Raw genomic sequence first — 22,193 nt, forward strand, 5'->3', positions numbered from 1 at the left:
TCCTTTGTTATTTCTTCATTGCTTCATCAACAGCATTGCGAACAAACTCAACTTTTGGCCCATAAACAATATGGACATGGTTCGCTGCAGGAATAAAGAATGCTGTACAACCTGATTCCAACATTAACTCTTTATCAATTTGATTTACTTCACCGATATCGACACGGAGTCTAGTAATACAGTTATCAACGTTACGAATATTTTGTTTTCCGCCTAAAGCGCGAATTAAGATCTCCGCAATTTCGCCATAACGCTTCTCTTTAATAAGCGTATTTTTCATATTGCTTGATTCTTCACGACCCGGTGTTTTGATATCAAACTTAATAATGGCCCAGTAGAAAATGAAGTAAGTGACAACCGCCAGACCTAAACCAATAATCACTAAGTAGATCCAGTTGGTATGTTCATAGAGCAGGCCAAAGATGGTGAAGTCAAATACCGTACCTCGGATATAGCCAATAGCCACGCCAGCAAAAGAGAGTAAAACCGCACCAATACCAACAATAATGGCGTAAATCAGATATAAAAGTGGCGCAATAAACACAAAGGTAAATTCGAGTGGCTCAGTGACGTTACCTAACATGGCGGTTAATACCATGGTCACCAACATAGATTTAACTTCTGCGCGATTCTCTTTTTTCGACGTTCTATAAATTGCTAAGGCAATTGCTGGGAATAAGAACAGAGTGACCAGCATTTGTTGTTGTGCCATAAAACGCGTTAAGCTTGGCATCATTGACCAATATTCACTACTTGGCCCTTGGTTAAACAACACTTCTGTCATGGCAGGAACAACACCCACATAGGTTTGTCCATCAATAACGTAAGAGCCACCTGCTTCGGTAAATCTAAACAACACGTTCCATACATGGTGTAAACCAAATGGAATAAACAGTCGCTCTCCCCCTGCTGTAAAGAATGGTCCGACAGGACTCAGGAAGACCGCGGAAAGTTTTGTTAATCCCATCACCAAGACTTCCCAGATAAAGGGTAGTAATGCCCCTACGCCAATCATTAATCCCACCATAATAATGGCAACGGATTTTTTACCGGAGAAGAAGGCAAAAGCGGTAGGAAGTTCAAGGTTATAGAATTTATCTGTCGCCCAAGCGGCAATTAATCCGGTGATAATCCCCCCTGCGGCACTGATATTCATGGTTTGAATACCTAACACCTTGATCTGCCCCACTTGAGTCATTACGGCAGGATCAGCGAGTTTCCCCGTCAAAACGAGCCAAATATTAATGGTGCTAATCAAGGTTAAATAGCCGACAACGGAGGCAAACACGGCGATCCCCTTGTCTTTATGGCTCATACCATAAGCCACCCCCATAGCAAATAGCAGTGGGATATTATCAAACACGACCCCTGCAATAGAGCGGATGCTCACTAATAATGCATTGACTGTTTCATTCCCCAGGAAAGGAAAGCGTGCAATCATATAAGACTGAACTAAAGCGCCACTGATACCCAGTATCATACCGATAGGCGCTAAAACACCGATTGGCAGGAGTAGGGTCCTACCAAAGCGCTGTATGGATTCGCTGAATTTTTTCTTGGCCATATTTTTTCCTTATGACTTCTCGAATATAGAAAAATGACAAAAGTACTCTAGCATTGAGTTATCTATAAAATGAATGGCGGGCTAGTTTTAAATATTATCTTAGGTCATTTATTATGACCTAGGTCTTTTAAATTAAAAAATAATTTAATAAATAATAAATTTTTGAAGATAGAAAGTTCTATTATTAATAAATAGCCCATTAAAGAGATATTGAACAAATTGAAAATAAAGGTGTTTTTAAAATAAATTGTTATTTTAGCTTAAAACACATTAAATTTATTAATATAGTAAAGAATAAGGCCGTGAAAAAGTTAATCTTGAAGAGATCATTCTGAGACTAAAAAATAATGTTTAAAGTAGATTTTCTATTTCATTTATTAACAAATCAACCAAAATAAAAAAACCAATTCGTGACTTGGTATCATCTTTTTTCGTATCATGATTATCCGCGAAACAAAATAGCGTATGCGTCGCATAACTGGTTAACTCATTGGTATTAAAGGCTGTCATACTGATAATGTTTGCCTCTTTTAACTGCACAATTTTTGCCGTTTCAATGATCTTTTTAGTTCCCCCTGAAAGAGAGATAAAAATAACCGTGTCATCTTCATTCACTAAACGTGTAAATGAATCTGATAAGTTATAATCATTAATAAAAAAGCAATGCAGGCCCAGTGCAAACAATAAGTGTTCAAGATAATAACCGACTGCTTTACTTGTTCCCCTTGCCACAATAAAAATATTACGAGAATGGCGCAGTGTTTTAGCACACTCTTTAATTTGCTCTTCATTGATGAGGGTAAAGCTTTTATTAATATTCTTCTCTAGTTGTTTTTTATAAGATGAGTGATCACTCTTTTCTATTTTATTACGCGAAAGAATATAATTATTAATTTGAAACTTTAGCTCTTTAAAGCCACTAAAACCTAACTTCTGCGATAAATTAATAATTACCGTTTTTGATACAAAGGTTTTAGCGACTAAATCATTAATATTTAAATAGGGGATATCGGCGATATTATCGGTAAGATACTTTAATACTTTCTTTTCACTGACGGTTAAATTGTCATAATTTTTTAAAAAATCCAGCATATCTCACCTAATCAATTAATAATCATGATAAAACAATCAGTTAAGCATATTACACTCTACTGCATAATATGCTTAATCACAAAGGTGATCCATTGCACTATTGAGTTAAAAACAGATGCGCATTATCTCAATTAAGCCTTAATCACTTTGACTGTTGCATCAATATCGACTTCATCATCAGTAAAGGTTAATACTTTGCCGTGATAAGTAATGATATCAATTTTTTTCAAAGTACGCGTTTGATCTGCTGCCGACTCAGATTTAGGCTTAATACTGTTCATTAGCATACCAACCGATAATATTGTATTTTCTTTATCAATATGCGTTTTAACGGGTACTTGTTCGCTATAAACACGATAAGACTTAATTGACGTTAACTTAACGCGCTCTCCGGCAATAAAGATATATTTACTGTCTGGGATCACTTTTACTGCATAGGCTGATAACCCCTTCATATTGGTCGTGGGTTCAAACGTGACTATTGCATCTTTTTTAATAAGATCAGGGTTGGCAACCTTAATCACATGAAAATAGCGATTATCCCCATTTTCATCTTTGATAAATCCAAAACCTTTATCTTCAAACCATTTTGTGATTGTTCCATTCATTGCCATTACCGCCTACATGATCATTATTACTCAATTTTCTCTATGCAGTATAAAGCACAATCTGCATTCAGACTATGCCTTTGCCTATTAGTCTTTAAATTGAGTAAATAAGCATATTATGGTTTGAGTCGCCAATCGGCTGAAATTTAGCTATGATCAGTGCACTTTTGTGATCAGGATAATTTGATGTCGACGATTATTGATACCTTTATTGCCCCCACTTGCCATGACAAGATTGAGTATCTTTATCAAGATGAACATCTACTGGTAATAAACAAACCTTCAGGTTTACTAAGCCTTTCAGGTAAAAACCCGCAAAATATCGATTCTGTTCATTATCGCTTAGTACCATTGTTTCCCGAGTGCACATTAGTTCATCGTTTAGACTTTGGCACATCGGGGGTGATGGTTATTGCCCTGAATAAAGCGATTAACCGTGCACTTTGTCAACAATTTAGCCAGCGAACCGTCACTAAAGCTTATGACGCCCTATTATGTGGCCATTTGCAAAATGATAGTGGTGTTATAGAAGCGCCTATCGCGAAAGATCCACAACACTTTCCACGTATGTCGATTAGCACCACACAAGGCAAAGCTGCGCGCTCTTACTATCAAGTTATCGAACGGTTTTATCAGACTCTTGCTGATGGCACTCGCTTACCTTTAACGCGCGTACGACTCACGCCGGAAACAGGCAGAACACATCAATTGCGTATCCATTGCCAATATATAGGGCACCCTATTTTAGGGTGTGATTTGTATGGTGGCCTATTATTATCAGGAACAGAGCATACCCCACGGCTAATGTTGCATGCCTGTGAGTTACATTTTATTCACCCTGTTAGTGAGCAACCGATGGATATTTATCTACCTTCGCCGTTTTAATATCAAGCCACCCTTAAAATCACCACATTAAATCGTCTGGCACTTTAAAATCAGCATAAGGATCATCTTCGTCTTGTTCTGCTTGGCTTAATGTGTTGTTTAATAAGATACAATCTGCATCTCTTTGCATGATTTTATCTGCCACACTCGCAGGAATAATGGCATATTCATTGTTTCCGGCGCTATCAATCACTAAACGTGCAATAGCTAAACGACCATTAATTAATTGAGATTGTGTTACTTTATCCACCTCAAGCGTTTTAATCACATTATTATCGGTAAATTTAAAATCAATATCGCCCTTAGCAGGGGTAATTCTATTCATCTCAATAAGTTGTTTAACTTGCGCTTTATACTCTTTTAATAAGGTTGCTTGTTTTTGCTGTTCACTGAGTTGTTTATCACGCTCAAGCTGTAAACGTTTCTTTTCTTCTACAGCCTCTTTCGCTTCTCTGGCCTGAACCCGCGATTTTTTCGCCGTTCTTTGTACTTTAGCCATTTTCTTATTTGTCACTAATCCCGCTTTTAGCATCTGCTCTTGTAAGGTAAGTTTTGCCATTTTTATGCCTAATTTTGCTCAATAATGCCCGAAATTATACCTGTAATTTTTAAGACTGCATCTCGTTACAACAACGCAAATTATCATAATAACACTCATAACCATATCGATGTTATTTGCTGAGTAAGCGTTGTGTTAATCACATTGGCTCCCTTAATGCATTAGGGTATATTGAGAAGTAACCAAAAAACTTTCTCTATCATTTATAACAGGCAAAATAAACCATGGCTGTGATCCCCAAAAACTATGCAAAACTAGAAAGCGGTTACCGCGAAAAGGCGCTAAAACTCTACCCTTGGGTTTGTGGACGTTGTGCTCGTGAATTTGTCTATTCAAATCTGCGTGAATTAACCGTTCATCATATTGATCACGACCACACCAATAATCCCGAAGATGGCAGTAACTGGGAGTTACTGTGTCTGTATTGTCATGATCATGAGCACTCAAAATACACAGAAGCAGAAGAGTACGGCTCTACCGTTGTAGCAGGGGAAGATGCCCAAGATGATGTTGGGCAAGCAACCTATAACCCTTTTGCTGATTTAAAAGCGATGCTGAATAAGAAAAAGTGATCTAATCGTTATCACGACTGAGAATTGACATCCTCCACGCCCTAAAGGACGTGGATCCCTACTGCGTTCAGACTGATCTCTGAATCACCTCGGCGGGTTCCTGCTTCGACGGGCGGTCTGACTGCACCCTCCCTCCACAGGCAAGCACGGCATGTCCTGCCGCTAAAATGTTACGTGCCCCGTTGATATCAGCATTCGCTGTATATCCACATTCAAGGCACTCGAATTGACTTTGTGACTGGCGGTTTTCCTTTGCTGTATGACCACAGCAAGCGCACTTCTGACTGGTGTAGGCTGGTGGTATTGCCACTACCTGACCTCCTCGCCAGAGCTGCTTGTACTCAAGCTGACGGCGCATTTCATACCAGCCCTGCTCCAGTATTGAGCGGTTTAAACCAGATTTAGCTTTTACGTTCCGTCCAGGCCGTTCTGTCGTACCTTTTGCCGATTTAGACATGTTACTGACCTTTAAGTCCTCAATGACAATCATTGCGTGGTTTTTGCTGATTTCGCTGGTGACTTTGTGAAGGTAGTCTTTCCTTATATTGGCAATATGAGAATGCAGACGTTGAATTTTGCGCTTTTGTTTTTGCCAGTTGGCACTGAATTTGATTTTACGGCTTAATTTCCGTTGAAGCCTTGCCAGCTTTCGCTGGTTTACTTTAAAACTGCTGACGGGCGGGTATACCGTACCGTCTGAAAGCGTGGCAAGTTTTGTAACGCCTGCATCAAGCCCGACTATTGAGGTTGATTCAGGTTGTGGTTCTGTCGCTTCATACTCAGTCTGAATGCTGACGTACCATTTACCGCATGACTGACTGACCGTGACGTTTCTCACTTCTCCGACGACTTCACGACTATTGCGGTACTGCATCCATCCCAACTTTGGCAATGATATACGACTATTGGATTGATCGAGCTTCACGCCCTGCGGGTAGCGAAAAGCGTCATTTTTACCGCGTTTCTTGAATCGAGGAAAAGCGGTACGTTTCTGGAAAAAATTCTTGTAAGCCCGTTCCAAATCTTTAAGTGACTGTTGTAACGGTTGTGATGGGGCTTCCTTCAACCATTGTGTCTCTGTGTCAGATTTCCACTCAATGAGCCATGAAGCCATTTTTGTATAGGGAATGTATTTATTCCCTGCTTCGTAATTCTCATTCTGACGTGCTAATGCCCGATTGAAAACAAAACGACAAGCCCCTGCAAAGCGTCTCATCTCACGCTCTTGCTGACCATTGGGTCTTAACTGGAATTTAAAGGCTTGTAGACGTTTCATATTATCTATTATACTTTGGTCTATGAAAAATGAAACTAATATTCGCCGTGGCAGACATTGTGTGTTCCTGATGCACATCCATTTGGTCTTTGTCACAAAATACCGGCGAAAAATATTTGATCAGGATGCCATTGAAAAATTGCGAGGCTACTTTGCCAGTGTTTGTGCTGATTTTGATGTTGAATTGGTTGAAATGGATGGGGAACGGGATCACGTTCATTTACTGATTAATTACCCGCCAAAACTGGCGATATCTAATCTGGTTAACAGCCTTAAAGGGGTATCGAGTCGATTACTTCGACGTGATCGTCCTGATATTGCCCAACGTGATTACTACAAGGGGGTTCTTTGGTCGCCGAGTTATTTCGCGGGGAGTTGTGGTGGCGCACCAATATCTATTATCCGCCAGTACATTGAGCAACAGGAAACACCGAGTTAGTTAAAAAACCGCGCCTTATATCCCCGACCTGAAGGACGGGGTTTTACGGTGCTTTGGATAAATCAGATAGTGCAGTGTGTTAATCTATTATAGAACGTTAATACACTGCCAATAATTCATATCCCCGCCACTCAATATATTAGTAAAACTATTATTTTTATCTTATCGATAACTGACTATCGCGCTATCAGAAATGTTGAAATTGTTTAAATTTAATATAGCCAATTAAAAAAAATATTATTTTTTCAATAGTTTTTATTGTTTCCATGTGGAGTTAAATGGATTTCTCTCACTATAAAAACACTTTAAATTGGTTATATCACTTATAAACACGAAATATTAAAAACATTATTTCAAACAAGACAATTATTTTAGATTAATAATCTAGAGAAATAATAACAATAAAAAGAAAAATGGTGAAATATTTATAAGAAATATAATTAATACCATTAAATATCAAATAGTTACAAAACTTTAATTCGTTATAAAAGCACTAGCAAAAAATTTATTTTTTATGTACATAGTGTTTACTGGGCTGCGAGCAATTTGTCTATTTCTTCATCATATTTTATGCTAACAAACACTTTTTATGATTATTTTTTCAGCATGATATAGCGATATTTCAACCAGTTTACGCTAAGTGACTTATCCTAGAGAGATACAACAGCAAGGGGCGGTTTACAGCCTATTGATAAGCTTTTATTATCCTTTAATCAAGTCTTACCGTGCGCACTGGCTAAGATGACGGACATAACTAACGGATTGTTTTTAAGACAATCATTTAATTTAATTTGTCATTTTTAATAAAAGGATCTCATTATGCCAACTCCTTGCTATATTTCCATTGAAGGAAAAACTCAGGGCAACATCACTGCAGGCGCGTTTACTGCAGATTCTGTCGGCAACATTTATGTACAAGGTCATGAAGACCAAATGTTGGTGCAAGCATTTTCTCATGTGGTGACAGTACCGACCGATCCGCAATCAGGACAACCTTCCGGCCAACGTGCGCATAAACCATTTCGTTTTACCGTGGCATTAAATAAAGCGGTTCCCCTGCTATATAACGCATTGGCTTCCGGCGAAATGTTGCCAAAAGTTGAGCTAAAATGGTATCGCACCTCGGTAGAAGGTAAACAAGAGCACTTCTTTACCACCACACTGACTGACGCGACTATCGTGAACATCGATTGCCAAATGCCTCATTGCCAAGATCCGGCTAAAGCCGACTTCACGCAACTTATCGAAGTCTCCCTCTCTTACCGCAAAGTTGACTGGGAGCATACTGTTGCCGGGACTTCAGGTGCAGATGACTGGCGTGCACCACTCGAAGCATAAGTCATGGGTTAAACGAGTCCTTAGGGGCTCGTTTACCGTTTTAGTCTCCTACTTCCCGTGAAGGATTATTGGATGTCTATAACAAATTCAAAAAAATATCAAAGGCTGGGTGATAAGGATGGCAACTCACTGAGTGGGGATAAGACATTAACCCATGGCGGTGGCAGAACATACGCGCAAGATCTCGCTTTACAAGAGCAACATAGACAACTCATAGAGAAGATCTTAAGTGGCGACATGCAAAGTGGCTTAGTGTTTACTTGTCAGATTGGTGGATTACCCGAAGAGACTTTCCAAGTCACGCAATTCGATTTACAAGAAGGGATCTCACAACTTTTCACTCTCTCCATCCAAGCCGTCAGTCCACTCTCGGAAATTGATTTTAATGATGTGTTAGGCATGGCTTCCAGTTTGACAGTAAAGCGAGATGGTCACATTCTGCGTACAGTACAAGGTATCTTAGCGGCGGCAGAGCAAGGGAATACCGATGGGGTAAAAACCTGGTATCAATTTGTGATACGTCCTGAAATGTGGGTAATGACCCTCAAACAAGATAGTCGTATTTTTCAAGATACCACCGTTCCTCATATTCTTGAGACATTACTCAATGAGTCTCACATTAAATATGATAAACAGCTTTATCACCCAGAAGAGCATTTGCAGCGCGCCTATACCACTCAAAAACGAGAAACAATGTATGACTTTTGGTGCCGTTTAGCCGCAGAAGAAGGGATTAATTTTTGGTTTGAAGAAGGCCCACAGTTATTTTATAGCGACCGACATTTGGGCATGAGAGCGGGGATATCCTTAACCTATAACCCACAATCGGATACAGATATCACCGATAGCACCGCCACAACGTGGCGCTATGTTGAACAACTCTGTAGCGATATTCGCGTTGATAAAGATTACAATCAACTTAGACCTTCCTACCCCTTAAGCCATCAAGTCACAGGAGAGGTTCATCAACAACATGAAATATTTGAAAGTTATGGACGCTTTGAAGAAGATGCTCAGGGACAACCCTTTAATCAGATACGTTATGAACAATCACAAAATCAGCGTCAAGTAGGCTCTGCGACCACAAACTGCATTGAATTAGCGCCGGGGCGTATTTTTACCTTGTCTAACCACCCCAGTGCACGCATGAACACCACATGGCAGGTGATTAGTATCTCACATCACGGTGTGCAACCTCTTGCCGACAACAGTGGCGGTGAAGGAACGCAATTGAGTAATCAGCTTTCCTTTGTGCCGAGTACTCAAGAGTGGCGCCCGCCTTACCGTTTTAAACCTACCGCCGATGGTGATGAATTAGCCACTGTCGTCGGCCCGCCGGGCGAAGAAATCTATACCAATGAGCAAGGTGCCGTTACGGTCTATTTTCATTGGGATAGGCGTGGTAAACCAGACCATAGCGCATCATGCTGGGTAAGAGTCGCTCAAGGTTGGAATGGGGACGGATTTGGCTTTATGGCTATTCCTCGTGTTGGGCAAGAAGTGATTATCTCTTATTTAAACAATGATATAGATAAACCGATTATCACCGGATGTACCTATAATGGTCGCAATCGTTCCCCCATTGATTTACCTAAACATAAAACCCGTACCACATTTCGCACCAAAACCCATAAAGGAGACGGGTTTAATGAATTGCGCTTTGAGGATAAAAATGGCGATGAGGAAATTTATCTTCATGCGCAACGCGATAATAATATTCATATTAATCATAATAAAACCCAATACGTTGGGCATGATGATAGCCATACTGTCGCCAATAACCGTAAGCATGAAGTGTGTCATGACGAATTTATCCACATCGTCAATGAGCAAACAGTACAGGTTGATGTCAATCAATTTGAACAAATAGGGAAAGACCGTATCACACGCATTGACAATAGTTGGAAAGAAGTTATCCACGCCAGTCACTTTCAGGAAATCGGGGAAAACAAGCAGTGTGATATCCAAAATGATTATACCCTGAAAGCCGCAGGGGGTATCCATACCCATACCAAAATCCACACCTTGCAAGCCAGTGAAACGGTCATTATCAAAGGCAAGGCTGGGTCGATTCAATTGGATGCACAAGGTGTGACTATTACAGGTAAAATTCTGCTCAAAGGCGATGTGTCAATAACGGGGGGCGCCCCAGAAGTGGTTACTCAGTTAGAAGCGGCGGTTAATGAAGGGTTACCATTAGCTGAGGATTGCCGTGCGAAAGCGATGAAAAAAGGAACGGCCTAATGCTCTTGAGTCCAAATCCCCTCTATAAAGCGTATTGGGTTGCTCAATGCCGTTATACTCGCAACGGTGAACAATTCAAGGGGGTGATGACCGTAGCAGGTACAAGTCAACCACAAGCTATTAAGCAGATGCGCCAGTACTTTACGGCTCACCCAGGTGAATATACCTTTGCGGACTATGACACATTAATCCCTTTAATCACCCATATTGAACAAAGTTCAACCTTAGAATTACCGTTAATACGGCAAGTACGTGAGCAACATAATGCAAAGGTTTCAGCCGTATTAGTGGATAAATGCAACCTCACACACCCAAGACCGTCAGAAAAAGGCGACATTCATTACCGTGAGGGGCAACCTATGTTTATTGAATATTCGCATCTCTATGTCGTCATTGACAGTGGGGAATACCACCGCCAAACCGGGCAACATCTTGTACCGAAACTGCATGGCTCACAACTGCCATGGAAATCACTCTATCAAGGTGAAACTCAAGACAGCCTTGAAGATAAAGCCCCTTATTTGGTACACATTGCCGCCAATCAAGCCGGTCAGCAGTTTCTGGCTCATTACTTGAATTTACCACATAAAGCGAGTCTCGGATTATTTATCAATAGCCTCAAACCCTTTACCGATATTCACCGGCAAATGCGAAAACTCACCTATTTATATAATCAAAAACTGGAGAGTTGGAATTTCTTTCGTTTTTATGATGTTAAGCACTTTATCCCATTTATTGAGTCTTTGACTCACGGACAGTTAATTAATGTGGTCAATGGGGTAAATGCGTTCTACGGCTATAGTGCACAATACCCCGATGGGGTTGAAATCACCTTTCACCCAGATTATCTGTATGACGGCAGTAAGCGAGAGCCGTTATTTATTAATACCTATTTATACAATCACTACGCGAATATCACACAGCTGCAAACTGTGGCTAAAGCTAAGGCACTGATTGAACAATTTTCTCAGGTAGAAGGGGATGAGTTAGAGGGTGACGCATTAATGGGCTACTGTATACACGCAGCAAATTGCAGTTTTTTAGACGATATTCATCAATCAAAAGCGTTATTGTACGACTTGCAAGCCCGCTATTTGTGCCGTCATCAACCGAGAACATGGCAGATCGCCAATGAAAAAGCCGCACCTTATAAATACAACCAAGTTTTATTGAGTTACCACCGTTATATCGCCTGTTTAAATACCCAAGGAGAAATGAAATGACTGGAGAAGTGAATGAGAAATATTTAACACCGCAAGAGCGCAAAGCGCGTCAGATGGTGAAGGCGGTAAACGAAGCGAGCCCACGAAACTTACCGGCCGACGCGGTGGTATGCCCATGTGAAAATGAACATCGCCCTGTTTATCCGGTGCGTTATGCATATACCAACTTTTATTGTGATTTACATTTTTCTACAATTGAACAAGCACCAAATAAAACGTTAGAAGCGAGTATTCCTCCTTCTATTAATCAATTATTGAATGCGAAAGATGTTACTGCTAGTAAAGGATTTTCTGCAAGATTATTAAGACAAGGTTGGGTTTATGTTTTTGAAGAAGGCAATTACCCTACTAGAAGTAATTCTAGTAATAAAAGTTATCAAGAACAAAATGTTGATGCGACAAAAGGACGCCTATTAGTTTTTCAACATCAAGTTACAACCAGTGATGGCAATGAAAATTTCATTCCATATATATTTAAGCAATTAAAAAATGGGGGTGTCACTTTAAAGAAAAACGGAAATAGTAATCCTTATTTAGCTATACCGAAAGATGTGAAGGAAGCGACTATCTTATTCAGCGAAAGTAAATTATCTGATTACACACTTAAAAAAATCATTTCATCTTCTAAGTTTAGATCGAAATTAATGCAAAAAATCAATTTTATTGATTACAACAATAACGATTATTGTATTGAGCTAAATAAAGATAATTTAAATCGACTTGTTGAGGATTATAAAGAAGAAGTTGATAAATTTAAGCTATTTGTTAAAGAATTCACGCATTCAAATATACCCTCTTCTTTTTTTTCTGATACCACAAAAATACCCGACTTACCACAAGATGCAACTGTTTTGATTAATCAAATAAATAGTGTTCTAGATTATAATGAAAAAGCGACATTGCTTATTTTAAAAGATCCCGTAGGATACCAAAAAGATGTTTTATCTTATTATAATATTGTAACAAAATTACATTTATTATATCAGAACTATTATAGCCATCCGGATAAAATTGGCCAATTTATTACGAGTATACAAGAAGCTAGTCATCACATTAAAGATACTGATGAAAAAGAAAAAATGCAAACAATACTAAAAGAGAGTATTAATCAGAATGCATTAGATAATGAGTGGAAAAATATTCATAAAACATTTATTTTTTTTGAGAAACATCAACGTATTGTATTATCATTGTATGAAAGCTTTATGAATAATCCGGCAATCATTAATGAAAACGGTGGCTTAAAACATTATTTTGATTATGCTTTTTCATATCACGAACGTATAACGAAAGAAGATGTCTTTAGTATTGATTTTTTTAAGGACCTTAATCAAGCTTTTGATTTATATTTTGATTTAATATCTCCATTAATGAATTCTACCGAAGGACAAAGAACATTAGATAAATTATATTCAATTAATGATGAAGAAAATAATAGCCTGTGGGTGGGAGTGACAAAGAAAGTAATTAGTCTTGTTGCTAATTCAAAAATTATGGACGCACTTTTAAATGCACAAGAATATGCAGAGAATATCGAAAATTTTGTTAATAAGCTTGCGTTTATTTGCTCAGATAGCATTGGTTTTGCATTTACAAAAACAAGTAAGATGCTTTCTCATTACGATATTAAAAATAGACTAATTAATACTAAGGGTATTGACTATTTAGCTCAAAAGATACTTCCGATGATACTGGCATTTTGCAACACAAAAATTTCATTAACCGAGTTTGTTAAATTATCGGGTAATGAGCTTAACCAGTGGGTGGAACAACTCCGTAAATTAACGGAACAAATAGTACCAAATCTGCAACATCCTAAATTAAATAAGCTTTTTTCTTGGAAACAAAAAATAATAAATCTAGGCGAAGAGACTGCCGTTCTTATTCCGAAGATTGAGATCACAGATATTACTAAAAATAAGATTTATATTTATGGTAAAGATGCATTACAGGTTTCCACTAAGCTATTTTTAAACGGTTTCAGCATGATCACCGGATCAATCCAAGCTTATACATTACAAGGTATGAGTTTGTATGAACGTAATGACCCATTAAAACTATCCCCCTATAATCTGTATACAGCACAGATTATTGCGAATTTATTTGTAGCAAGCTACAGTATTTTAAAAGTTTCTCAAGAGGCGACAAAATTATCTCAAACAGTATCGAGCACCACACTGAAATTCTTTTTAGATAAAATAAAATTACCTATGCTAACAACAGAAGTGGGAACCAAAAGAATGGCAGCATTAGGTAAGATTGCAGGTGCCGTTGGTGTTGCTCTTGCCACTCGAGATGCATTAGAAGCTTTTCATATTGGAAATAATAAACAAGGTTTATCAAATGTAGCCATTGCCATTGGTTCTTTCATGCTAATTTTTGTTACAGGGGGATGGGCTCTATTTGCAGGACTGCTAATATTAGGAGGCTTCTTCTCAAGTCAACTCACCAGTTGGAGTCATTTGGAAACTTTGCTAAGGCACAGTTTTTGGGGAAATGAAGAAAGTTCAAATTTTTGGGATAATAATAGACCAACACCGATAGGAGAACAATTAAAACAATATATAAAAGAATTTGAATTCTATGAACAAAAAGGGCTAATTGAATTACAAGAGTTTTATAATCTATTTTATACAGCTAAAATGACTCAAGAAAAAATACCAAATGGAAAACTCCGCTTATCTTTTGAATTTACTAATTTTACCCCAGGGATTTCAGAAGTATATTTTCACTTTGTTACAGAGGTTGGTTATCACAGCGGCTTGGCAGAAGAAATAAAAACACCTAGTTCAGCTTATGTTCTAAATAAACGAAAAGACCTCTTAGAAATTAGCGAACAATTAAAAATGGCAAGTGAAAAAGGTGATTGGAACCCTGAAACAGGTATATTGAAATTTAGTTTGGAAGTACAGTCTCAATTAGTAAATACATATTCTGCTTTTGGTGCACATCCTAATAGCCGTATAGGTATTGAAGATTTATATTGGTATTATCAAGTCAATCCCGAGGTAACAACACCGATGCGTTATATCAATTGGGGGGGAGATACCCAAGAAAACAATCGGCTTTTAGGCTTTATTAACAGTGAGAATATCTAATGAGTATTTTTTTCAATCCCGCTAAACACCCACATCGCTTGAAGCCACAACCATTGGGGGAGCAAGGTGAGCGCTATAACGAAGATTGGCCCATGCCTGAGCTCGATTTTTTAGAGACCGTGGATAAACAACAGTGCATTCTGGTTGATAAAGAAATACGCCGACGTGATGCGTTTGCTTTCCCTGGGTTTATTACCGGTATTATTACCTTTATTATGGTATTTCATTTTGTTTTTACAGAACATAATTCAAAGTATATCCGTTTTAATAAAAATCTTCATGACTATACATTAGAATATAAAGCGCAATATGAAGATAAAACTCAAAGAGATAAACTACCTTCATTTATACTTGATAAGTACGCCCCTTATTTCAATCAAGAAAAACTGTCTATTTTAGATTATATTCATGTTTATTTTGGGGGACATATTACATCAAAACCCTATCAAAATACGCTATTTTTTCTTTCTACTTTCATCGCACCTTTCTTCTTAATTGGCTTGGGTGGCTATCAATCTTTTTTCAAAAAAAATCCAATACTCGTTTTTAATCGTGAAAGAAATCTGGTTTATACTTGGCGCAAAAATAAGGTATTTATTGCCCGCTATCCTGAAATTGGTATCGGTAAAATTGGTAAAACACTTACCTTTCAATTATTCGGGTTAGATAAGTCAAAACAAACTTTAGTTTCTGAATTATTTTTCCCTAATGTCTATGTTTATTCAGTGTACAATACCAGTACTGACTATCACGACCAGCGCTTCATTAATTTTATCAATACTTATATGCGCGAAGGGCGTGATGCCATTATTCCATTCGATTATCACCGTAAAAAACCCAAAGTGTATTTTGGCAAAAACCCACCTCCTGCTGATTTTGAGCAACAGGTCGAACAGATTTTAGCAAAGCTTGATCAGGAGAAAAAACACCATGCGTAGTTTGGTAAACGGCAGAAAGATTATTTTAGAAAATGATACAACAAATACCGGCGGTACCGTACTTACCGGCTCTTCTATTGCTAAACAAACCCAAGGGATTGCCTGTGTAGGTGATCCTGTTTATTGCCCTGCGTGTAAAAAAACAGGCACTATTATTGAAGGGGATAATTTAATGAAAATTAAAGGTATCCCTGTCGCCCTCGAAGGACATAAAGTCGCTTGTGGCTGTTCAGATGGCTGTATACTCGTTGCAACAGATTAAGCGATACCCAATATCATGTATCATAAATAAAAAATGATATTCTTTTTTAGAAATTAATTTTGCCATAACACAATTATCAGTAAATTTAAATTCGATGTTGCTATTCATCTAAAAAAAGAAAGTCTTCAACTAAATAGTAGTTTTAATTTTATATACTTTTATTCTCACGTTGAAATTCGATGGGTCAAAATATGAAATATCATTCCTTATTAAAAAATTTATTTTATGCAACACTTTCCATCATGGCGTTAAATTTTAGTGGCGTCACTATGGCAAAAAATACCATGAATGAGATTTATGTTATTAATTTATCCTCAAATGATGCAGGTTGTGGTATAAAAATTAATGAAATGTTGGTAATGGATAATAAAAAATACCCTAAAGGTCATTATTCCGTCGGTCAAAATATATCTAGCATATTAACTAATGGGGAAAATACCTTAGGTGTAATTATGTTTAATGGCTCTATTTTAACAGGTGAAGAAAAACTTACCCCTGATATGTGGTGTGAAGTCGAACTTAAGAAATTATCTGCAAACGGCGATACCTCCTTAATATCGGGACTTAGATTAAACGGAAATAATGATGGGAAAATGGTGGTCTCTGATAAATATCAAAATAACAGTGAGCAAATCTATTTTGGTGGCCCCAGTAGAGATAGTGAATTTGATGTTTTAGAAGCAAAAAACCAATTTAATATACAGGGCCTCCCCCAATGGCAATGGGGAAAAGCTACTCCCGTTACTGAAGACGATATTCCTAAAATTCGTGCTTTTTATGCCGAACTACGACAAGCATTTATCGATAAAAATCTAGATAAATTAAAAACTATGGGGAAAATATCCTGGGAAGAAATGGCCTATGCCGATAATGGCTCTCCTGATATCTTTTGGAAATCGCTTAATTTTCAAGAACGATTAGAACAAGGATATAGACCCAATCCAATAAGTTGGGAAAAATATATTCTTAGTACTTACTTAAATCACCGTATTTTTCGTTACGAAGCTGGATTTGAACGCTTATCTCCTATTGAGTTAGTTAGCCCTGAAGGGAAAAATTATTTTTATAACCCTTACCTTTCTATTATTGATGGGAAAGTGACTATTGTCCGATAAGGTGCTTCTTTTATGCCTACCATTATTCTTATAGGTGATTCGGACACTGGCCATGATCATCATGGCCAATACACTTTAAAGTCACACTATTACTCACAATTCCCTATAGAGTAATATTTATCAAAGATAACAATATACTTACGACTTTTTTGACTTATGCGCAGATCTTTAATTTGTTGATTGGGTAATAAATAAAATACATAAGGCTCTGAGTCATCATCACCATCACAATTTTGATGTAACAAAACCCTAAAATAAGTATTGCCTGTATTTTTTAATATTCCTTGGTTAATATTTAAATCATATTTGAAATCTGGATCTTTAGGTCTAACAACAAAATAGGTTTCTAAACTTACTGTGGGGTAGAACAGTGGTTGTTTTTTTTGCCCTTCATCATTTCTTATATCAAGTGGCGTTTCACTAATAATAATTTTATAATAACGTTCTTTTTCATCCGCCTCTCCTCGATAGAAAATTTTAAAAAATTCCTGCTCCCCGGGTAATAGAATTTTTTTAAGGGGAGTAAAAAGAATTTCTCCATTCTGAATAGGTGTGCCCTGCTCTTGATAACCCGGCCTATCAATTTGGTAAGCACTAAATGTATATAAATTGGTTTTTTTAGTATCATTAATATAGGGCTTAGAAAAGAAGGGTTCCCCCGACTCCATAGAGGAAATATCTGCACTAATATAAAGTGCATATGCATGGTGATAAAAGAAGACTAACAACATCCCGCAAAGTATCTTAAACCAAGATATTAGTTTCATATTAAAATTTCAGTATTCGTTATAATAGAAAGCGACTTAAATAAAAAACCAGTACGTTCTTATCAGTCGCCATAACATAAAAATAATCAACTTTAGTTAATATCAGGCCCAGTCCATATAGCCTTAACCGTTACCCTTCCACTGGCTGAGACTGTTCCTAGCCAATCAATACCATCTAAAGTGAAAAATGAGTTAGCATCATTCATTGGAAAAGATAAATCTAGGTTCGTTCTATAAAAAGAGCCTAAGTCTTCATCAGGTCTATCCCATGGTGTTTCTGTCCATAACGCATTTTTTAATGAAATTTCATGACTATCACAACTCGCTCTATATTTTGCATCCGTGCCATCACTATTTTTAAATGAGAGATAAGCCGGAAAAGGCACATTAAGTCGGTTATCACTGGAGGAGAATAAACAATAGGATTGCCCTTTTAATGTTGTTTGTGGTCCTTCTACAGATGCAGTAATAGAGTCTGCTTGTCTAGGGCCACTGGTGGTAACAATATAATTAAACTCAATGGGTGGCTCTTCATTACCCACTTTTCCCGTTTTAGATTGATGAGGGTTAAAATCAGCAGGAATAATGCTTATGCCATAATCTCTCGGTTTCAGAATAAGTGTATTTGAGGGGGTGAACTCATAATACCCAGATTGAGGCACGGCTGTATTGGTAAATGAAAAGGTAAAAAAGTCTTGGCTATTTTTAAAGTCGACATTACTAGAGACGAGTCTTTTTAAAAAGGTATTAGATAAAAAGATAGAAACATTTTTATTATTAACTTTAAAATAATAATTAGCGGGATATGTTGTATTATAATTATACCAGTTATTACTGCCATCATCGGGGCCAATTTTTATTGTATTTGCCGCTGGCGTAAAAGGGATCAGTGTATTATTAATTTTTAAATTAAGCCTAATATTGGTAAATATATCCCCAGTAGTTTCATGATCAATCACCTGACAAATAATACCATTTTGGTTTGATACAATACCCACTCGGCAAAACTGAGAGCCTAAGCCAATCGTGGGATTACCGTTACTATCAATAAATATTTCTTGTAAAGCACCTGTTGAAGTTAACGTGATATGCCCTGACTTAGTGATATTGAATTCATGTGATGCAAGCATTCTGCCACCAACACTTTGGCAAGATCCGCCTTTGCTTGGATCATAGTCTGTTTTTGTCATACAGGCTCTATAACTATATGTCTCTATAGTGCCTACAGGTAATTGGCGAAAATACAGGTATGCCGAATCACTAAATATTCCCCGAGCATAAGCCGATTCACCGTTAGTATTCGTCTGTACTATTTTATAAGCCCCGTCTTTACCTATATATTGCGCAGGCCAATAGCCACTATCATCTGTACAATAACGCCTCATACATCGGTTACCCACAAATGGCTTATCTATTTGAGAATTTTCTAGCCAAATATCGACATATTGATTGGCCTGAATGGATGTATTGGTATACCCCATATAACCTAAACTGAGCTGTGAAGATTTTGAATAACGCGTATATTTATTGGCACCCGAAAAACGCGGATCGGTTGTTCTTGGGGTAATAAAATATTCATTATCTACATTATTCTCAATAAAAACGTAACTATTAGTTACCGTAGCGGCTTGACTGGTTGTAGACAGCGATAAATTTAAAAGACAAGGTGCTACGAGTAAAAAAAATATTTTGCTATTCATAATAAAGTTCTCGTTATCTTTTTACGAAACTAGACTGAGGTTGACAAGTTACCTCTCCAACCCACATTGCTCCTTGTGCCCCTTTAAGATCTAAGTCTGCTTCACAGATTGTTTGCTGATCTTCTTGTAGTAACGAGATCACCGGATAACGGACATCTACATCCATTGAAAACTCACCATTTTGATCTGTTTTAGTTCGACCAATATGATTTCGAATTGAAGCATATTTTAAAAGTTCACCATTAGGGGATTTCAGACGTCCGAAAACTGTGACTAATTGCCTCACTTCCGGTTGATAAAAGGCAATATTTCCTGGATACAATGTGACGGATTTATTTCGGCCAGAAATAATGTCAAAGCTGTCTTTCGATTTGCCATCATTCATTAATTGGATGTCATAATCTGAATAAGGAGATAATGGAATAAAGGTATTTTTTCCACTAATCGGGTAATTTTGCCCATTAACTTTAGCGAGCATACTGCCACTACCTTTAATATCTGAATTGATAATAATGCCAGATTTACCTTGTTGACCACTGGGTGTGATCATCCCTTCACTATAAGCTATAGAGCCACGAGAAGTTAAATTACCATTGAGTCGTTTATTATCAGGGCGATTAATGGTCACCGTACCAGAATTATACTTCGTATCATAAGAAGCGTAACCTAGTGTTGAGAAGTCAGATTCACCATTATCTTTATCATGTACTAACTTAGAAACAGAAACGCCCGCATTAGTGATCACGGAGTTTTCAAAATTCTTATTCACATAAATATTGGCTTTTACATTGCCATTGGTTGAAGAGATCCCAGTACTTAACCACGTTGAAAGAGGTAAAGAGAAATCAAGATTAATAAATTTTTCATTAGTGCTATTTTGATTATCATAATGATAACGCTGAACCCCAGCTCTTAATCCTACCGTGCCATAACGTCCCGAAAATAATGTATTTGCATATTCATAATTAATAGAATCACTACCAACTCGCTTATCTTTGGTATTGCTGATAGTAAATGAACCCGTTCTATCCATTATCTTATCGAAATTAATAGTTCCTCCATAAGAGTAACTGTCAGCCTCATATAGCGGTAAATCACCTCTTACGATAGTTTTCTCTTTAGATGCCCATAATGAACCATAGCCTTCTGGGATATTAATAGAAAGCGTACTAATATTACGGTGACTACCATGATTCTCTAACATTCCTTGCCAAGCAATAGAAAGATAGTTATTTACCGCTACACTGATATTCGTCTCCTGTACAATAAATTTATCAAATCCATAGTTAGACATTTGAAAACGAATACCGGATAACACAGGAAAGTTATAAGCAAAAGAGCTACCGATTAAATAACTTTTTTCGGGAGTTTGGTTATAAGAGCCACCCTCTTTGATATAATGACGTTTATCAAAATCAATATAGCCACCATAAATTTCCCAATTTAATTGGTCAAAATTACCGTTAGCGGTGCCAAAAGACTTATTAATGGTTTGATGTTGTGTTGTCACTACCTTGCCATCAATAACGGTTTCAATCGTTACTTCATAAATACCATAAGGCAACATGCTGGTATCAACTTCAAAATTACCCATCGGGAAATTTTGAATATTTAATAATTTACCTTGGCGATAAATACGAACTTCACCTGGACTATTTAAAAAAGCATAAATCGGAGTTAATGATTGCTGTTTATTCACCACCCTACTTGATGAATTATTCCCGATTGATGCTGCATAAATTTTACTGCTGCTCAATACTGTTAAGCTGGCTAAGGACTGTAAATTCCAAGTGCTCATTAACCCGATAGCAAAACGCAATCCATTAAAATCACGTTCATACATTGCTCTATAGAGTTCAATATTAGAATTGGATTTACCTATACTGTAGGCAGATGCATTAATATTAAAATGGTGTTCAGCTTTAGCTAATAACGTGTCTAAATTAAAGTAGCTACTGGATGAATCTTGGGCGTTTTTAACACGACTTTGAAAGACGCCCAAATCATAGTTGGCCACAGCAGAAAATGAATTAACAGATGAATTTCCTAATATGGATTGTCTAGCATGTTCTTTGGGTGCAAAAGCTGACTTATCAACATCTAATGATAAATTAAATGAAGAGACATTTAATTGAAGAGCAGCATTACTATCAATAGTTATACTATTATTTTCATTAAAGATAGCATTTTTTTATTTTCAATTTTATCAACTAATAACTGATTTAGTGTTGCGCCTTGATTATTTTCGATTAATTGAATACTTGATAGTTTTATTTTATCATTATCGATAACAATAATCGCATCTGCAATTTTCTTTTCACTTTGGTTTTGTTTATTTGCATCATTAAGTCGTAAGAAAACGGGCACCGACATACCTTCCTCTAAAGCATTAACAAATGCCGGAGGAATAATATATCCGCCCACTTTAATTCTTTTTATTTCATTAGCATTAATCGTATTCGAAAAAATAATACCTAATATTGATAAAGCGATAATACTCTTACGCATGATTT

Annotated in this window: 17 protein-coding genes and 1 pseudogene; 10 read left to right on the plus strand and 8 right to left on the minus strand. The window is 37.2% G+C overall.

Translation table 11 applies throughout. The features are described from left to right. Positions 1 to 7: 7 nt before the first annotated feature. From PMI_RS14745 to PMI_RS14755, 3 genes are all read right to left on the minus strand, one after another. On the minus strand, positions 8 to 1,564 hold the full coding sequence (locus tag PMI_RS14745) for a PTS transporter subunit EIIC (protein ID WP_004246679.1): 1,557 nt from the start codon (positions 1,562 to 1,564) through the stop codon (positions 8 to 10). 351 nt (positions 1,565 to 1,915) lie between these two features. After that, a complete protein-coding gene (locus PMI_RS14750) occupies positions 1,916 to 2,656 on the minus strand; it encodes a MurR/RpiR family transcriptional regulator (RefSeq protein WP_004246678.1) in 741 nt (246 codons plus the stop codon). 131 nt (positions 2,657 to 2,787) lie between these two features. Beyond that, positions 2,788 to 3,264, minus strand: a complete 477-nt coding sequence (locus PMI_RS14755; protein WP_004249014.1) for a cold-shock protein — start codon at positions 3,262 to 3,264, stop codon at positions 2,788 to 2,790. A gap of 186 nt (positions 3,265 to 3,450) precedes the next feature. Between PMI_RS14755 and PMI_RS14760 the strand changes: the two genes are divergently transcribed. Further along, the gene (locus tag PMI_RS14760; protein ID WP_012368575.1) at positions 3,451 to 4,149 is read left to right on the plus strand and encodes an RluA family pseudouridine synthase; all 699 of its coding nucleotides are present in this window, start codon (positions 3,451 to 3,453) and stop codon (positions 4,147 to 4,149) included. A gap of 19 nt (positions 4,150 to 4,168) precedes the next feature. On the opposite strand, the gene PMI_RS14765 is transcribed toward PMI_RS14760, so the two are convergent. Continuing rightward, positions 4,169 to 4,708 carry a DUF2058 domain-containing protein gene (locus tag PMI_RS14765; protein WP_017628616.1) on the minus strand — a complete coding sequence of 180 codons (540 nt, stop codon included), beginning with the start codon at positions 4,706 to 4,708 and terminating at the stop codon, positions 4,169 to 4,171. Positions 4,709 to 4,932: 224 nt separating this feature from the next. Between PMI_RS14765 and yajD the strand changes: the two genes are divergently transcribed. After that, a complete protein-coding gene (yajD, locus tag PMI_RS14770) occupies positions 4,933 to 5,280 on the plus strand; it encodes an HNH nuclease YajD (RefSeq protein ID WP_004246674.1) in 348 nt (115 codons plus the stop codon). A 67-nt stretch (positions 5,281 to 5,347) separates the two neighbouring features. Here yajD and PMI_RS14775 read toward each other — a convergent pair whose 3' ends face one another. Continuing rightward, the gene (locus tag PMI_RS14775) at positions 5,348 to 6,556 is read right to left on the minus strand and encodes an RNA-guided endonuclease InsQ/TnpB family protein (protein WP_041707102.1); all 1,209 of its coding nucleotides are present in this window, start codon (positions 6,554 to 6,556) and stop codon (positions 5,348 to 5,350) included. 22 nt (positions 6,557 to 6,578) lie between these two features. Here PMI_RS14775 and tnpA point away from each other — a divergent pair, with 22 nt between their 5' ends. The 8 genes from tnpA (at position 6,579) to PMI_RS14815 (ending at position 17,213) form a co-directional block, all read left to right on the plus strand. Then, positions 6,579 to 6,995 (plus strand): IS200/IS605 family transposase, encoded by a 417-nt coding sequence (gene tnpA / locus PMI_RS14780; RefSeq protein ID WP_012368578.1) that lies wholly within the window; start codon positions 6,579 to 6,581, stop codon positions 6,993 to 6,995. 819 nt (positions 6,996 to 7,814) lie between these two features. After that, on the plus strand, positions 7,815 to 8,333 hold the full coding sequence (locus PMI_RS14785; RefSeq protein WP_004249011.1) for an Hcp family type VI secretion system effector: 519 nt from the start codon (positions 7,815 to 7,817) through the stop codon (positions 8,331 to 8,333). Positions 8,334 to 8,405: 72 nt separating this feature from the next. Continuing rightward, positions 8,406 to 10,577, plus strand: a complete 2,172-nt coding sequence (locus PMI_RS14790; RefSeq protein ID WP_020946442.1) for a type VI secretion system Vgr family protein — start codon at positions 8,406 to 8,408, stop codon at positions 10,575 to 10,577. Next, positions 10,577 to 11,800 carry a DUF4123 domain-containing protein gene (locus PMI_RS14795; protein ID WP_012368580.1) on the plus strand — a complete coding sequence of 408 codons (1,224 nt, stop codon included), beginning with the start codon at positions 10,577 to 10,579 and terminating at the stop codon, positions 11,798 to 11,800. The genes PMI_RS14790 and PMI_RS14795 overlap by 1 nt, the downstream gene beginning before the upstream one ends. Beyond that, the gene (locus PMI_RS14800) at positions 11,797 to 14,898 is read left to right on the plus strand and encodes a toxin VasX (protein ID WP_012368581.1); all 3,102 of its coding nucleotides are present in this window, start codon (positions 11,797 to 11,799) and stop codon (positions 14,896 to 14,898) included. Before PMI_RS14795 ends, PMI_RS14800 begins: the two co-directional genes overlap by 4 nt. Then, positions 14,898 to 15,836 carry a hypothetical protein gene (locus PMI_RS14805; protein WP_012368582.1) on the plus strand — a complete coding sequence of 313 codons (939 nt, stop codon included), beginning with the start codon at positions 14,898 to 14,900 and terminating at the stop codon, positions 15,834 to 15,836. The genes PMI_RS14800 and PMI_RS14805 overlap by 1 nt, the downstream gene beginning before the upstream one ends. Then, positions 15,829 to 16,098: a PAAR domain-containing protein gene (locus tag PMI_RS14810; RefSeq protein WP_004249835.1), complete on the plus strand. Its 270-nt coding sequence runs from the start codon at positions 15,829 to 15,831 to the stop codon at positions 16,096 to 16,098. The genes PMI_RS14805 and PMI_RS14810 overlap by 8 nt, the downstream gene beginning before the upstream one ends. 191 nt (positions 16,099 to 16,289) lie before the next feature. Next, positions 16,290 to 17,213 (plus strand): hypothetical protein, encoded by a 924-nt coding sequence (locus PMI_RS14815; protein WP_232504893.1) that lies wholly within the window; start codon positions 16,290 to 16,292, stop codon positions 17,211 to 17,213. 89 nt (positions 17,214 to 17,302) lie between these two features. Here PMI_RS14815 and PMI_RS14820 read toward each other — a convergent pair whose 3' ends face one another. From PMI_RS14820 to PMI_RS14830, 3 genes and pseudogenes are all read right to left on the minus strand, one after another. Next, positions 17,303 to 17,980, minus strand: coding sequence for a hypothetical protein (locus tag PMI_RS14820; RefSeq protein WP_012368584.1), 678 nt, complete (start codon positions 17,978 to 17,980; stop codon positions 17,303 to 17,305). Positions 17,981 to 18,072: 92 nt separating this feature from the next. Beyond that, a complete protein-coding gene (locus PMI_RS14825; RefSeq protein ID WP_012368585.1) occupies positions 18,073 to 19,680 on the minus strand; it encodes a fimbrial adhesin EcpD family protein in 1,608 nt (535 codons plus the stop codon). Positions 19,681 to 19,693: 13 nt separating this feature from the next. Next, positions 19,694 to 22,188: pseudogene (locus PMI_RS14830) on the minus strand (TcfC E-set like domain-containing protein). Positions 22,189 to 22,193: the final 5 nt, after the last annotated feature.

The sequence above is a fragment of the Proteus mirabilis HI4320 genome, from assembly GCF_000069965.1.
Taxonomy (GTDB): domain Bacteria; phylum Pseudomonadota; class Gammaproteobacteria; order Enterobacterales; family Enterobacteriaceae; genus Proteus; species Proteus mirabilis.